A 15,689-nucleotide genomic window follows, 5' to 3' on the forward strand; every position below is an offset into this window, starting at 1 on the left:
TTAGGTTTCAGTTGATTTGATTAGGAAGCCAAAGCGAAATTTGAGGGATATATGTTATTAAGAGTAAGCCTACTAGCATAACAACAAGCCAGGGTAAAACAGATATAGTTACATCTTTAAGGCTTAAGCCTGTGAGTGAACTTGCCACAAAAAGATTTAACCCCACAGGTGGCGTAAGCATACCTAGCTCCATATTGACAACCATCACAATGCCAAAATGTATAGGGTCAATGCCAAGCGCTATGGCAATAGGTAAGAGTAAAGGAGTCATAATCATAATAACAGAACTAGGTTCCATAAATTGCCCCATAATAAATAATACAACATTGACAAGAATGAGGAACATCCACCAACTCATTTGCTGTCCTACGAGGAATTCTGCAATAAGATGAGGGATTCTCTCATTGGTGAGAAAATGAGCAAACACTACTGCAAAGCCGATGATAAAAAATATCATTGCAGTGGTGATTGCCGCATCTAAAAACACGGCATAGAGATCTTTAAATTTGATGTCTTTATATACAAAAACGGAGATGATAAACGCATATACAGCACTAATGCCCGCTGCTTCTGTGGCAGTAAATATACCACCATAAATACCGCCAATAATGACAAAAATGATAAGTAAAGCCCAAAAGGCTTCGTGGAATTTTTTAAAGCGCAAGGCAAAACTTTCGGGCACACTAGCCTTAAATCCTAATCTTTTTGCTCCTATATAAGCATATAGCATCATCATTGTACCAATCATTAAGCCCGGAATAATGCCAGCCATAAAAAGTTTTTCAATGGAAACTTCAGCGGTAACCCCATAGACAATCATCACCACAGAAGGCGGAATGAGAATTCCTAAACTTCCCGCAGAGGTAATCGCCCCCACAGCATAGCTTTTAGGGTATCCTGCATTTTTGATAGCTAAAAACATTACTGAACCAACCGCCACCACGGTAGCAGGAGAGCTACCACTTACCGCAGCAAAGATGATACAGGCTAAAATCGCACTGATAGGCAATCCACCGGGTAAATGCCCCACAAGAGACTTTGCAAAATCCACAATACGTTGCGCTGAACTTCCCTTGCTCATAAGTGAGCCTGCCAAGATAAACATAGGAATTGCCATAAGAGCAGGTTTTAAGCCATTGAACATAATCTCTGCTGAGCCTACGACATTATAAGAAGTGAATATAAAAAGCGCACTCACAGCGCTAACACCCAAGGCAATGCTCACAGGTACGCCTATGAGAAGCAAACCAAACAACACTAATAATAAATACGCAACACTCATTTATACCCCGCTAATCTTTGATAACAGAATCGTGTATCATTTCACTTTCTGCATTTTTTACGACCTTGTCCGCTTGTGTCCAAGACACTTCGTAGATTTTTTCGATTGAGCGATAAGTCGCGCCAAAAAAAGCTAATGGCAAACAAAGCAGAAAAATCCATAATGGGACATTATGTAATGCCTCACTCATATAGCCAATACGATAATTATCATAGCATACCATAGCCCCAGCATAAGTCATAAAAGCAAGAAAAAGAGAATTTAGGGTATGTATGCCAATCATACAGGCTTTAGCGAGTTTAGGAGGGAATCGCTCTAAGAGCATAGTAACGCTGATATGCACACCTTTTCTGAATCCATAAGCCGCACCAAAAAGAGCTGACCACAAAAAGCAATATCGAGCGATTTCTTCCGCCCAAGTGAGTGAAAGATGGAAAAATTCGGGAAAAAGCCCCGTGAGATAGCGGCAAAATACATTTATAGCGGTGATTAAGACACCCACAAGTAAGCCAACTACGGCGATATTTTTATTAATAGAGGCGATGATAGTGTCTAAAATGGCGAAGATTCTATGCACCTGTGAACTATGGTGTGCCCACACAAATGGTTTGGCAATCCAAGAAAGCATTATGAAGCCTTATCCTTTAATTACTGCACTTGCAAAACTTTTTCAATTAAATCCTGTCCTACAAGCTCATAAAACTTTGGATAAATTGCTTGCATTTTTTCCTTCCATTGAGCGACTTGCTCATCTGTAAGTTCTATTATTTCTGTTTTTGTAGCATCATCTTTTTTAAGCTTATCTAGTAACACTTTTTCTTCTTTAGCACTTTGGGTGCGTTCAAACTCTGTAGCCTCGTGAAGCGCTTGTTTGAATATTTCTTTTAAATCATCAGGGAGCTGTTTCCAAAATCCATCGCTTACTACGACAAGATAGCCTAAATAACCGTGATTTGAAAGCGTAATAGAGCTTTGCACTTCGTAAAATTTAGAATTGTAAAGATTAGAGAGGGGATTTTCAGCTGCATCAACAACACCTGTGGAAAGTGCGGAATACACCTCGCTAAAAGGTAAAACTTGTGGAATCGCCCCTAATGCTTTTGTTTGCTCCTCAAGCACTTTTGAACTCATAATCCTCATTTTTTGCCCCTTAGCGTCCTCGGGGATAATAATAGGTTTTTTATTTGTGCTAAATTGTTTGAATCCTGCGTCCCAATAATTAAGCGCGACAATACCTCGCTTAGAAATAATATCTTTGAGAATCTGTCCTACCTCGCCGTCCATAACCTTATGTAAATGCTCTGTGTCACGGAATAAGAAAGGTATATCCCAAATGTTAAATTCCTTTGCGATAGGAGTAAATTTTGAAAAGCTTGGTGCTGCCATTTGCACATTGTTGCGCGATAATTCTTGGAATACCTTATCATCATCGACAAGCTGTGCGCTAGGGAAAACTTCTACTTTGATTTTACCCTGGCTTAGCTCATCTACACGTTTAGCGAAAAAATCAGCAGCTTGTCCCTTAGGCGTGTTTGCACTCACCACGTGAGCAAATTTGACTTTATATACATCTTGTTGTTGCGTTTTATTCTCGCCACAACCCCAAAAGGCTATGCTTATTGCACTTATGAATGCAAGGATTGAGATTTTTTTCATAATATCTCCTGTAGTTTTATTTGCGTTTTTACTATTACGAAGATTCCTTAATGATATATACAGAAGTTTATTGTTTTTTGTGTAAAAATAAAATTCCTGTGTAGTTTATAAACAGATTCTGCTTTTTGTCATTGTGTTGTCTAAGAGCGTGGGCGGGTGGTGATAATCCCTCTCCACAAGGCAGATATGCTTAATGTAAAAAGTAAGATTTTAAATACTAACTCGCTTTGTTTGTGCATAGAGCTAAACGCGTCATTGTTGATAGTTCCTTGCGCTTGAGCCTCCATAATAAAAGGTGTGTAATAGAGCGTGAAAAGGAAAATCAAAATAACATTAATCCCACCAAGCAGTAGCCAAAACCTGCGTTGTGCGCTACAAGCAAATTGTTTAGCAAAAACAAAACCAGCTAACTCATAGACAATAATCACAATAGCAAGGAAATTGAAGTAGTTATTGCACTTGAGGAAAATCTGTCCCATAATCAAGCCACTATCGCTAACGCTCAGTGCGGGTACAGAGTTTGCAGCTCCAAATATCGCAGCTGCTGCAAATGCAGATGTCATAATGCAGCCCACACCAATACTTAGCAAAAAGACATAAAATGCATCAAGTGTGCGGAAGATGCTGTGAAGTTTCATAGAGTCTCCTTAATTTTTGATTTTCATTATTGTATTTGAAAAAATTAAATTGCGATATTTCATATCTTAAAAACCTTTTTGGCTCATATTAAGCCTCTTTAGAATCTGACCCCGTATTATCGCGTGATACCTCGCTGCTTGCACATTTTGAATATATTGGCATAAGTAAAAAGCTTATATAAAGCTTAATCTCTTAAGAGCTGATATATGAGCACTGACCACACCGGGCTTGGATATACTACAGATTAAAAGAAGTCGCGGTGTAAAGCACTACTGCCATATCGTGTACTATCTCTTGTCTATGACTTATCGGGTATGTTGGTAGAGATTATTTTGATTCCGTATTAGTGGCAAATCAGATTCAAAAAGACTTTGTCCATGATGTAGTATCTGTTCATAATCTCAAGCCTAAGCATATTGTAATCGTAGCTAACACTTATCTTGAATAATCTCTCTTCTAGTTTTAAATCTTTGCAAGATTCGCCCATTACTTTGTATAATCCTAATGCCCCTACCATACTTATTTCGCCCTCTTGACATAAGAAGATGTTCCTTACAAAGCTAGGGCTTATATTTTTTAGAATTTCTTGCAAAATGCCCTTATAAAATATCATTGTCCACCCTCACCCTCAAAGCTTTATAAGAGAGGCGGAAATCCAGCAATATCGCCTATTTACAAAACTGCTTAAAGAAGTATCAAATGTAATTTGGGATATTGGCACATCTATTTTATACCTTTAAAAAGGCGGACTTGATGATTTCGGGTTTCTCAAGTGTTTTTTTGTATGTCTGTGTGGCAAGCCTGTGCTGACTTTAATTCCCATATACCAAGAGAGAATATCTGGACGCTTAAAGCCATTAATTTAGTAGGAGGGAGATTTAGCCCTGATAGACTAGATTTTATCGTAGAGTATCTAGCTTTGCTTGTGGAGGATTTTATCTCGCTATCTTTGGGTAAAAAGATAGTTTTAGCAAGTATTTATGCCACCCTTGCCTTTTTAAACACACAAATCGCTCTTGCTTACGCGATAAACTATCCTATCACTATACACTAATAATTCCGCACAGATTAGCGTGTAGCTTTGCTTCTGCTTTAGATTGCCTAGATGATACTCACACACAAGAAGCGCAAGCAGCACGCAAGCAGCAAAGGTAAGATTGAGAGTTATATAAAATGTATATAAAAACACCTAAATATTTTTACAAAGTCTAAAGGATTATGTGTTGGATATAAATTTTATTAATGAGATTTTTAACTCTTTTAATCAAAGGGCACAAAATGGCGTATTTGATACGGCGCGGGTAAGAAGGAAATTTTTAAAAATCTGTGATGAGTAGAGAGTTTTTGTTTCGCTAATATTTTAGTAATTTTGTTAAAATCGTCATTTTAATTAAGCAAAAGTGAGTTTTATGGTAGATTCTAGGCTTTTTTATACAGTTACCTTGCTTATTTGTGTCGGTGTGGTAATGTCTTATTCGCTAGCGGTTTATATTACGAGTTTGTATAATTATTCATCTTTTCATTTTTTTATGCGTCAATTGATTGCGGCTTGTATAGGTATTGCGCTGATGTGGTGGCTTTCACGTCTTGAGCCTAATGTGTATTTCAAACGTATTGGCTTATTTATTTTTATTCTTTCTATTGTTCTTATGATCGGTATGCACTTTCTTCCTCAAAGCTTCATAAGCTCTGCTGGTGGGGCAAAACGATGGATAAGGCTACCTTTTATTTCTTTAGCTCCATCAGAACTTTTTAAAATTGGTTTTGTATATTTTTTGGCGTGGAGCTTCTCACGCAAATTTGTGAGCGATGTGGATTTATCGATTAAAGATGAGATTAAAATTTTTATTCCTTATCTTATATTGTTCATTGTGGCAGTGGTGTTAATAGCTGTACTACAAAATGACTTAGGGCAAGTGATACTCTTAGCGTTAACTCTAGGCGTAATGTTGCTCTTTGCCGGTGGGAGCCTACGTTTGCTTGGAGTAATTTTTTTAGGGACGATTAGCACGGCATTTGTAGCTATTATCACAAGTCCGCATAGAATCTTACGTGTGAAGTCGTGGTGGGCGAGTGCGCAAGATTCTGTCTTAGCCCTTTTACCTCAAGGCTGGGCAGAAAATCTCCGTGTAAGTGGCTTACCCGAACCTTATCAAATCTACCACGCAGCAAATGCTATATCAAGTGGAGGATTCTTTGGCTCTGGGCTTGGAGAGGGGTATATCAAGCTTGGATTTTTAAGTGATGTGCATACGGATATTGTCTTAGCGGGGATTACTGAGGAGCTTGGTTTTGTAGGATTATTTGTAATTGTAATGCTATTTAGCTATATGCTTTGGCGTTTTTTTCGTATTGCTAATCGTATTGCTAACAAAACATATTATCTTTTTTGCGTAGGTATAGCCCTTTTGCTTGGCTTTTCGCTTATTATCAATGCCTTTGGTATCTCGGGTATCACGCCTGTGAAGGGTATAGCCGTGCCATTTTTAAGCTATGGAGGTAGCTCATTGATTGCAAACTGTATAGCTATCGGCTTAGTGCTAAGCATTTCAAAAAATACACAACTTAATGAAAGGAGTTTATAATGCGTTTTAATCGTGTGCTATGGTTGGCTTTTAGTGTCTCTCTTGTTGTCTTGGGTGTTGTATGTATCGCAAATCCACTTGATACAATGCGATTTCTTGCCTATCTCGTAGGCTTTATAATGCTTTTCAGCGGTATTGGCGAGATTGTTTATTTTATACAAATGCGATATATGATGATTTTGCTTGATGGGATTGTTTCGTGCGTGTTTGGCGTGGTGCTTCTCTTTGGTGGAGAGGATATTGCGCAAAATTTTATCCCGCTTTTCATTGCGTTATGGCTCATTCTTAAGGGTGTGTTGTGGTTTATACACGCGTGGAGGGTTAGCTATGTGGTGAGTGCGAATACAAAGATGAGTATTATCATTATGGGAGGACTTTATGTTGTGCTGGGGATTCTCTTTATACTTTTTCCTGAAGTGCTAGCGACACTCATTAGCCTCGCTTTGGGGATAATGCTTATCATAAGTGGTGGGGTAGGGCTATATTTTTGGAATCTAGCGCGGAGAATAGATTAATAAATGCTAGATGAATATGAAGTGGTGCTGACAGGCACACGTGAGGTGGAGGGTGTAAAATGCCTCCTTACAAATCGCATAGTCTTTACGCCAATTACACATACATTAGAATATATTGATGCACTCATTTTTACATCAGTATATGCGATAAAATCCCTTATAGAATCTGCTTCTTGTAATCCTCACCTTGCGCGTTGGATAGAGATTCCAAGTTTTGTGATAAGTGAGGCGAGTGCAAAGGCACTCTATGAATGTGGGGCATTAGTGGAGTATGTAGGCAAAAAAACGCAGGGCAAGGCATTTGCAGCAGAGATTTGTCCATTATTAAAGGAGCGTAATCCTTTATATTTACGCGCTAAAGAAATTGTCTCTGGATTAGATTCTATTTTACAATCAGAGGGAATCAAACTTGAAGAAGTGATTGCCTATGAAAATATCCCTTTAGACCTTCATATATCCTTGAAGCCACCACCTCATAGCGTGATTATTTTCACCGCACCAAGTAGCTATCATAGCTTTATCAAAAATTTTGGTTGGGATAGTCAATATAGAGCCATCGCGATAGGAGAAAGCACATTTGCACATTTTGATACAGATATAAAAGCCTACATTAGCCCAAGTACAAGTATTTCAGGCTGTATTGCCTTTGCCAAAGAATTAGCTCTTAAATCAAATCTATAATTTTGTTTGATGTTGCCCATTGAATCGCCTTTTAAGATTTTAAACTTTGATAAAATGGAGCTGGTTGTAAAACATTTGCTCAAGGTTATGGGGTGATTTTGCTCTAATTATGGAGACAAGCAATAAGTGTTAGTTTCTTTATATTTTCCTATGAAGAACAAGAGATTTGATTTTTGTGATGATAAGAATAAAGCATAAGCTAAACTATGTTGAGCAAAATAAAGCTCATAGTTTGTATTTTTAAGTTCTAAGGTGGCACTTAGGAGTGCCACTGCATTTTGATAAAGTCGCTTAGAGGGAGAAATCTGGCATAAGATTGAAATTAAGATAAGTATAAATACTTGCTTTTTGAGATTCAATCTTTTTAGGAGCGATTTCAAGGTATTCTTGTGCGGTTGGCAAACGTCCCAAAGTCGCACATACACCGCCAAGCTCCGCACTGCCTAGATAGACTTGTGCGCCTTTACCCATACGATTATCAAAGTTTCGTGTGGAAGTAGAGAACACCACAGCATTATCTCTTACACGTGCTTGATTTCCCATACACAAGCTGCAGCCGGGAGCTTCTAGCCTCGCACCTGCTGCACCAAAGAGTGAGAGATAACCTTCTTTGGTAAGCTCTTTTTCGTCCATTTTAGTAGGAGGGGCAATCCAAATCTGCGTTTTACTTTGCCCTTCATTTTTAACAATCTCACCAAAAGCTCTAAAATGCCCAATATTAGTCATACAACTACCGATAAATACTTCATCGATATTTTTTGGACGTTTAGGATTAGCGTGGATTTCGCTGAGTGTGGCTACATCATCTGGATCATTAGGACAAGCTAGGATAGGTTCTTTAATATCTGCAAGGTCAATTTCAATAATCGCCGCATATTCCGCATCGCTATCAGGCTCTAAAAGCACAGGATTAGCAATCCATTCTTTCATTTTGTCTGCTCGTCTTTGCAAGGTTTTAGCGTCTTGGTAGCCATTAGCAATCATAGATTCTATAAGCTTGATATTCGAGCTTAGATATTCAATAATTGGCTCTTTGTTAAGGCGCACACTACAAGCAGCCGCACTTCTCTCTGCACTCGCATCGCTTAGTTCAAAAGCTTGTTCGACTTTCAAATCACCTAAGCCCTCAATTTCTAGAATCTTTCCACTAAAGATATTTTTTTTACCCTTTTTTTCAACGGTCAAAAGTCCTTGCTTGATCGCATAGTAAGGGATAGCATTTACTAAATCGCGCAATGTAATGCCCGGATTGAGCTTACCTTTAAAGCGCACAAGCACAGATTCAGGCATATCAAGGGGCATAGAGCCTGTAACAGCAGCAAACGCGATAAGTCCACTTCCTGCAGGGAAGCTAATGCCAATAGGGAATCTCGTGTGAGAATCCCCTCCTGTGCCTACCGTGTCAGGTAAACACATACGATTAAGCCAAGAGTGTATCACACCATCTTTAGGACGCAATGCCACGCCACCGCGTTCGGCTACAAAATTTGGTAAAGTTGCGTGTAAGCTCACATCAGCAGGTTTTGGATAAGCGGCAGTATGGCAGAAACTTTGCAATACAAAATCCGCCCCAAAGCTAAGTGCGGCAAGCTCTTTGATTTCATCTCGTGTCATCGCACCTGTGGTATCTTGACTACCCACGGTTGTGGTTTTTGGCTCACAATAGCTACCCGGACGCACGCCCTCTACACCACAGGCACGTCCTACCATTTTTTGCGCTAATGTATAACCTTTGTTACTAGGGGCTGGTTGTTTTGGCTCTTTAAACACATCGCTTTTACCAAGTTTAAGGTATTCTCGTGCTTTCGTGGTTAATCCTCTACCGATAATGAGGGGAATTCTACCACCGGAGCGGATTTCATCAGCAATAGTTGCGGGATTAAGATTGAAAGTAGCCACAACTTTGCTATCTTTGCTAATCTCACCCTTTTTTGTATCAATTTCAATAATATCGCCATCTTTGAGCTCGCTCACATCAGCCACAATAGGCAATGCCCCGCTATCCTCACAAGTGTTAAAGAAAATAGGTGCAATTACGCTCCCTATGACAATTCCACCACTTTTTTTGTTGGGAATATAAGGAATTTCCTTGCCAAAATGCCACATAATCGAGTTACAAGCGGATTTACGGCTACTACCTGTGCCGACCACATCGCCCACGTATGCTACTATGGCGTTGTTTTGCGCTGCTTTTTGTTTGGCAGTTTCTATACGTTGCTCGAAATTTTCAATGCGACTTTTGAGCATAGCTTTTGCGTGGAGTGGAATATCACTTCGAGTGAAAGCATCTCCTGCTGGGCTTAAATCATCGGTATTTGTTTCTCCATCGACTTTAAACACACATACTTTGATTTTTTCGTTCAAATCCTCTTTGCTCTTAAACCACTCTGCGTTTGCCCAAGATTCTATAATTTCTTTTGAAAGCGGGGTGTTAAGCGCCGCAATTTTTTCAAAATTATCATAAATTAGAAGCGTGTGTTTTAGTGCATTCGCACAGGCTTGAGCTAATGCAGTATCTGGCAAGGAAAGTCCTTGAATGAGTGGTGCTACATTGTAGCCCCCAAGCATTGTGCCTAGATAAGTAACAGCTTCACTTGGAGTAAAGCCATAATCTTGCTTATTATGAAGGAGTATCTCTCCTAGAAATGCCGCCTTAAGCTGTGCGGACGCATCGACACCCGGATTCACTCTATGTGTAAGTAATTCCTTAGCAAACGCTTTTTGATCGGCATTTAGACTAGAATCTTTACACATATCAATGGCTTTTTGCGTTTGCGTTATATTTAGCGGTGGTGGTGGCACACCTTGCGTAGCTCTCTCATCTGTATGTGCTTTATACTCTTTAAGAAACTGCTCGTATTCTTCCCTCATTGTGTTCTCCTTGCTAGTTTTGTGGATTTGTTGTTGTCATAGAAACGAAAACCTTATATAATGGTTTGCTTCAAATTGTATAATAAAAATCCTAAATAATAAGGAAAGTAAAGTGAAAGTTATCCAAAATGTTGTTTTTAAACGCTGCATTTGTTTATTTTTTGAAATTTACTTTTTCTTTTATATGTTATTTAAATACGCTCCTAGCAAAGATTGTGGGATTTTTAAGGAAAGCAAAATGTTGTTTTGCTTTCAAGCGATACATAAAGTAACAATGTCATTTTTTATCAAGGAATAAAATAATGCCGCTCACATCACAAAAGTATGGGAAAATCATTACTCGCTTTTTTGCTCCCTTGCTGAATATCGATAGCGATATACTTTCTACGCTTCGCGCTAATACTCTCCTTGCTAATGGAGAGCGTTATTTTGATTTCACGGCTTCAGGGCTTTCATATAGGGCGATTAATAAACGTATAGAATCTATTTTACCCTATTATGCGAATACACATTCACATTTTGCTTCACACGCGGCGTTGATGAGTGAGATTTATGAGAGAGCAAAGGAGCACATTGCAGAGGCTTTGGGATTGAGTGATGATTTTGTGTTGATTGCTGGAGGGAGCGGGGCGAGCTTTGGCATTAAGAAATTTCAAGAGCTAATGGGTATTTATGTGCCACCGCGCAGTTTGCTGCATTTAGAATCTATGCTTGAAAATGCCATAACGACAAAAGACACTACTCATTCACACACTTATTCATCTTTACCCTTACTTATGCGTCTCAAGAACTACGATATACAGACAAATATGCTAAATCTGCCACATATTATTATGAGCGGATTTGAACATCATTCTAATGAAATAAGCTACAAAGAGGGGCTTTGCCACGTGCATAAAATCGCATTTGATAAACGTGGATTGCCCGATGTAGCTCATCTTAAAGATATACTATGTGATTTGAAAGATAAAAAGATTATTGCAAGCTTGAATGTTGCCTCTAATGTTACAGGGATTTTCACACCTTTAGAATCTTGTGTGAAGCTCTTGCGCGAACATAAAGCGATTATCGCACTTGATATGGCTAGCTCCTCGCCTTATATGGTGGTAGATTCTACTCATTTTGATGCGGCTTTTCTCGCACCACACAAGCTTTTAGGTGGTGTGGGGGCTTGTGGAATCTTATCTATACGTAAATCATTGCTTGATAATGCCTTGCCGCCAAGCTTTAGCGGTGGTGGAGTGATGGAATATGCTAATGATGAGACACATTGCTTTATTGATGATATAAAATTGCGCGAAGAGGCTGGCACGCCGCATATATTGGGCTTACTCTATGCAGCATTAGCCTATCAGCTGCGCAATGAGGTGGGGTTAGACTGGATAGCAAGGAGGGAGAAGATTCTTACAGAGGTATTTTTACACGAATTAGCTAAAATCCCTGCAGTAAGCATTTATGGAGATTTATCACTTGAGCGATTGGGTATTGTAAGCTTTAATATCGGCTCAATCTCACCCCTTGATTTATGCGCCCTGCTTAGTAAAAAATATGGGATTCAAACACGTGCAGGGTGCAGTTGCGCGGGACCTTATGGGCACTATCTTATGCCTGAGGGTACATTAGCTAAAAAGCCTATGTGGCTACGTGTAAGTATCCATTATACCCATAATGTAGCAGATATAGAGTATCTCATTGCCTCTATTAAAGATTGTGTGAAGATTCTAAGAGGATAGCTATAAACTAGAGATTGGTTTATTCCTCTATCCACTCTTGTATTTTTTTGTAGAGCTGTATGCTTACGCGTTGGGAAGCAACATATAGGGCATCTTTGGTGTCTATTGCTTCATAAGATACATTTGTGTTAAAAATAGGGTTGCTAGAACAATCAAGTATACTAAAGAGTATGTTTATCTTTGCGTTTTCACTGCTTGTATTGCTTATTTGGATTTTTGCCTTGAGTGTGTGTGCTGCATTGTTTTGGATACGATAGAAATACCCTAATTCTTTTGCTAAATCATTGCTGATTTTATCATTTGGCATATTGGTTTCAATGAGAAGTTGTGCTAAAGGAAGGGGTGTATTTGCGTTCAGTATAGATTCAAAACTGCTGAGGGATTTGCTACTTTTGCCTAATGTTTGCAGTAAATCTGCATAAAGATGTAGCGTATTGAGTATTTTTGCAAGACGTGTTTTGTCTTTAATAGAGAGAATCCTACATTTCTTTAGATTGGCGGGATTAAGCTTATTATAGGCTACATCAAATTCTTTTTGGAATTGTGCGATAAGAGCATTTTTTGTAATTTCTGCCTGAATATAAAATTGCCCATTTTCAAATGCACTCTTTGTATAGTGCACATCATTAAGGTTGATATTTGCACTATCAAGATAGACATCGCTACTTGCATTATGGCTTGTTTGAAAATCTTGCCTTTGGGTAGTGGAGGTAAATTGCGAACTCACTTGTACATTGAGTTGTGTAACAATATCGCTTAAGGCTTTTGCCTTTGCAGAATCAAGATTCTTATCATTCCCAAAACCGATTAAGGATTGATCGCTTATTGTGCTTTTGCCATACCACAATGGAGGTTTAGATGGGGAAGCCCCACAGCCTCCATATATGCAAATAAATGCAATTAAGCATACAAAACGCAGTGATAGCATTCTATTTTAGTGCTACTATTCAGCAGTAGATAAGGTTGCACTAACGGCATTAATTGCGTCTTGCTTGGCTTGCGTATGAAGAGTGCTTTTATTAATTTCTTTTTTTACATTTGCTTCCAATTTGGCCTTAAGCTCTGGATTAAGCTTAATGAGAACAAAAAGTTTTGTTGCATCTTTGGTGATCCAAGTATCTGTTTGCTTGGTGCCACTTAATGTTTGAGAAACAGTTTGTTTTGTAATTTGCTTACTTGTTTTGCTCACTTGCGCATCTTGAGTTGAAGCCCCCATACTTACGTTCGCTGCACGATTAATGGTGTTTTGAATTTTTGTGCCTACTTGACGAGCAAGTTCATCACGAGCGAGAGCTAAAGCTTCTGTGCGGGCAAAGCCTAAATCTCCATTGACAATATCGGCAATCCCTACCGCACTCATATCGCCTTGTCCGCCATTAAGAACCCAATTTGGGGCACCTTGAATATTAAGAGCTTGAAGCGCTTTTTTATCGATTTTTTTTGCACCTTCTCCTAATGCGTCATCTTTGTTAGCGCAACCTGCAATAAACAGCACTGCTGCAATACTCCCTGCCAAAATATGTTTTACTTGTGTTTGCATTGTATCCCTTTGTTATAAAATAAAATTACCAGCTCACTGATGAATTTGAGCCAACTTTAATAATATTGACTTCGTCATCCCAGACTACCAATCCGTTTTTAAGATTCGTAAGTGTGAGAAGAAAGTAATAATCTGTGCGTTGCTTTGAGCCGATTTTAGTATTTTTTTGCACGATTTTACCTGATAGTGAATATTCAGGGGCTTTGAGTGTGCCTTTTTCAATCGTAGTGTGTTGGTCAAACTCATCATCATCACGCACACTTCTCCCCATAGCAATACCTTTGTCTTTTTTGTCTCCTACTGCAAGAGTGAGTGCAAACTTTCCACTATTACGCATATCGCGTGTAATTTTTCTTGTAAGTTGATCGGTATCAATATTTTGCATAGTGTCATTAATAACATCTGAAATCATCAATACTTTTGGTGAGCCTGTGTTGGAAATATTACGCACATACGCACTCTTGAGCAAAGACTGCATGCTATCTACCGCAGCCTTTTCAATATCGTGATAATCAAGCCCCATACTTGTATAAGACTTAGAATCCGCGGTATCTATATATTTGGGCGATGTGCCACAACCAGCCACAAATAACATACTAAGAGCAATAGTGTAGAGTAAGTGTTTATTCATTACGTGCCTCCTTTTAAAATACGATAAAATGGATTTACACTTTTATGTCTTAAGTAGAGAATATTATCATTTTTGTGACATAAGTATATCAAGTTTGTTTTGCTTTTTGATTCATTTTGTGGAGAATTGTTATTTTCAATACATTCAAAATGAATATGAAATAAAGGGCGACTATCGGCTTTGAGTGTGAAATTGCCTATATCGTTAGGAATCTGCATAGCAAGGATACGTTTGGGTAAGGCTGTGCTTATACGTATATCAGCATTGGTAGTTCCGGCTGAATAGATTGCCCCTGCAAGTGCCCCAAGTGTGCCTAGCTGATCACTCAAAGCAGCTTGTGTGGTGGCTTTAAGAATAGCTGATGTAATAGCACGTGTGAGGATAAAAGGCAGCTGCTTTTGAAATTCATTAGCAATCACTTTATCCATATCGCTTATTTCGTAAGCTTGGAAAGTCTCTCCACTATAACTTTGAGCCTGATAGTTACTCGATGTAGCTTTTCCCTCTACAAGTGTAGGTATGGATACTCCTATGTGTAAAATCTCGCTACTTACATAAAAAGATGGGAGATTGAGCGATGTATCATATTTCATAGCACTTCGTCCATCTTCGATAATAAGCCATGTGTATGTTTGCTTTATGCGACCGCTCTTGCGCCTTTGGAGCACTTTCAAATCTTCATCAATCACTTTAGCCTTAGTAATACCATAGGATTCTTTATATAAATCCATTGCTTTGGCATAGTCCCCCTCACTCATAAAGAATAAAGCCGATACATAGCTTACTGCAGGGTTGATAAATCCTTCATAGGCTTGAAAAGCCTTGAGATTGCTATATTGTTGCTCTAATATGGGAGAAATGGCTCTGCTTGAATTATGTGTATCAATCTGTCTTAACGTAGAATTTTGAGCATTTTGTTTATTTTCTTCTTCAAGCGCTTTTTGAATATCTTTTCTAAAATAATCTTTAGCACGTCTTTGTCTATCATTAGCGCGGTTAAACTCCACACGAGCTTTACCATAATTACCTTGAGCCATAGCATTAAGGGCTTTGTAGTAATTAAATATTACACCCTCATAAATATTGCCTCTATAATTTTTTACATTTTCATTCACAAGCATTGCACCGATATTGCCAAATATTCCACCCATTAAACCCTCGGCTTCATACTTGCTAAAGAGCATTTCACCTTGTTCTAACAGCATCAAGTTTTCTTTTGTCTGTGTGCTAAAACCACTCATACCCGCTTGTAGATTCCATAGCACATCTCCATTTTTACCTGTTTTTGATTTGGCATATTCATAAGCTTTTATGTCTTGTCCGCTATAATAGTATTCATTAAAGGTTTGTAAATCACTATGATGTGAGCAAGCACTCATTATAAAAAGAGCGTTTAGGCAGAGCAAAAAGCAAGTGAGATGTTTAAGCATTGAAAACCTTTGATATACACAAGATTCTAAGTTTGGTATTTGAAGCTATGTGATTTTAAGAATTAAAAATTAATTTCACTTTAATTTCACATTGTTTTAATACTATGCCGGCTTATTTTTCAAAAT

The 15,689-nt window shown here is 38.5% G+C and carries 14 protein-coding genes; 5 read left to right on the plus strand and 9 right to left on the minus strand.

The window, feature by feature from the left end:
• Positions 1-7 precede the first annotated feature (7 nt).
• From QZ289_RS03620 to QZ289_RS03635, 4 genes are all read right to left on the minus strand, one after another.
• Positions 8-1,282 (minus strand): TRAP transporter large permease, encoded by a 1,275-nt coding sequence (locus QZ289_RS03620; protein ID WP_295699301.1) that lies wholly within the window; start codon positions 1,280-1,282, stop codon positions 8-10.
• A 10-nt stretch (positions 1,283-1,292) separates the two neighbouring features.
• Positions 1,293-1,910, minus strand: coding sequence for a TRAP transporter small permease (locus tag QZ289_RS03625; protein WP_295699302.1), 618 nt, complete (start codon positions 1,908-1,910; stop codon positions 1,293-1,295).
• Between the two features lie 20 nt (positions 1,911-1,930).
• Positions 1,931-2,938 (minus strand): DctP family TRAP transporter solute-binding subunit, encoded by a 1,008-nt coding sequence (locus QZ289_RS03630; RefSeq protein ID WP_295699303.1) that lies wholly within the window; start codon positions 2,936-2,938, stop codon positions 1,931-1,933.
• 140 nt (positions 2,939-3,078) lie between these two features.
• On the minus strand, positions 3,079-3,576 hold the full coding sequence (locus QZ289_RS03635; RefSeq protein ID WP_295699304.1) for a DUF4149 domain-containing protein: 498 nt from the start codon (positions 3,574-3,576) through the stop codon (positions 3,079-3,081).
• A 785-nt stretch (positions 3,577-4,361) separates the two neighbouring features.
• Here QZ289_RS03635 and QZ289_RS03640 point away from each other — a divergent pair.
• The 4 genes from QZ289_RS03640 (at position 4,362) to QZ289_RS03655 (ending at position 7,358) form a co-directional block, all read left to right on the plus strand.
• Positions 4,362-4,631, plus strand: coding sequence for a hypothetical protein (locus QZ289_RS03640; protein WP_295699305.1), 270 nt, complete (start codon positions 4,362-4,364; stop codon positions 4,629-4,631).
• Positions 4,632-4,986: 355 nt separating this feature from the next.
• The gene (locus QZ289_RS03645) at positions 4,987-6,162 is read left to right on the plus strand and encodes an FtsW/RodA/SpoVE family cell cycle protein (RefSeq protein WP_295699307.1); all 1,176 of its coding nucleotides are present in this window, start codon (positions 4,987-4,989) and stop codon (positions 6,160-6,162) included.
• On the plus strand, positions 6,162-6,677 hold the full coding sequence (locus tag QZ289_RS03650; RefSeq protein WP_295699310.1) for a DUF308 domain-containing protein: 516 nt from the start codon (positions 6,162-6,164) through the stop codon (positions 6,675-6,677). The genes QZ289_RS03645 and QZ289_RS03650 overlap by 1 nt, the downstream gene beginning before the upstream one ends.
• A gap of 3 nt (positions 6,678-6,680) precedes the next feature.
• Positions 6,681-7,358: a uroporphyrinogen-III synthase gene (locus QZ289_RS03655; RefSeq protein ID WP_295699313.1), complete on the plus strand. Its 678-nt coding sequence runs from the start codon at positions 6,681-6,683 to the stop codon at positions 7,356-7,358.
• 291 nt (positions 7,359-7,649) lie between these two features.
• Here QZ289_RS03655 and acnB read toward each other — a convergent pair whose 3' ends face one another.
• Complete coding sequence (gene acnB / locus QZ289_RS03660; protein ID WP_295699315.1) at positions 7,650-10,229, minus strand: bifunctional aconitate hydratase 2/2-methylisocitrate dehydratase; 2,580 nt, start codon at positions 10,227-10,229, stop codon at positions 7,650-7,652.
• Between the two features lie 302 nt (positions 10,230-10,531).
• On the opposite strand from acnB, the gene QZ289_RS03665 reads away from it, so the two are divergent.
• The gene (locus QZ289_RS03665; protein WP_295699318.1) at positions 10,532-11,962 is read left to right on the plus strand and encodes an aminotransferase class V-fold PLP-dependent enzyme; all 1,431 of its coding nucleotides are present in this window, start codon (positions 10,532-10,534) and stop codon (positions 11,960-11,962) included.
• A gap of 19 nt (positions 11,963-11,981) precedes the next feature.
• On the opposite strand, the gene QZ289_RS03670 is transcribed toward QZ289_RS03665, so the two are convergent.
• From QZ289_RS03670 to QZ289_RS03685, 4 genes are read right to left on the minus strand one after another with little or no spacing between them, the layout of a single operon-like run.
• Positions 11,982-12,890 carry an LPP20 family lipoprotein gene (locus tag QZ289_RS03670; protein WP_295699320.1) on the minus strand — a complete coding sequence of 303 codons (909 nt, stop codon included), beginning with the start codon at positions 12,888-12,890 and terminating at the stop codon, positions 11,982-11,984.
• A 15-nt stretch (positions 12,891-12,905) separates the two neighbouring features.
• The gene (locus tag QZ289_RS03675; protein ID WP_295699323.1) at positions 12,906-13,502 is read right to left on the minus strand and encodes an LPP20 family lipoprotein; all 597 of its coding nucleotides are present in this window, start codon (positions 13,500-13,502) and stop codon (positions 12,906-12,908) included.
• 25 nt (positions 13,503-13,527) lie between these two features.
• A complete protein-coding gene (lpoB, locus tag QZ289_RS03680; RefSeq protein ID WP_295699325.1) occupies positions 13,528-14,133 on the minus strand; it encodes a penicillin-binding protein activator LpoB in 606 nt (201 codons plus the stop codon).
• Positions 14,133-15,563: a hypothetical protein gene (locus QZ289_RS03685; RefSeq protein WP_295699327.1), complete on the minus strand. Its 1,431-nt coding sequence runs from the start codon at positions 15,561-15,563 to the stop codon at positions 14,133-14,135. The genes lpoB and QZ289_RS03685 overlap by 1 nt, the downstream gene beginning before the upstream one ends.
• Between the last annotated feature and the right edge of the window lie 126 nt (positions 15,564-15,689).

It is taken from the genome of uncultured Helicobacter sp. (assembly GCF_910577135.1).
GTDB lineage: Bacteria > Campylobacterota > Campylobacteria > Campylobacterales > Helicobacteraceae > Helicobacter_C > Helicobacter_C mastomyrinus.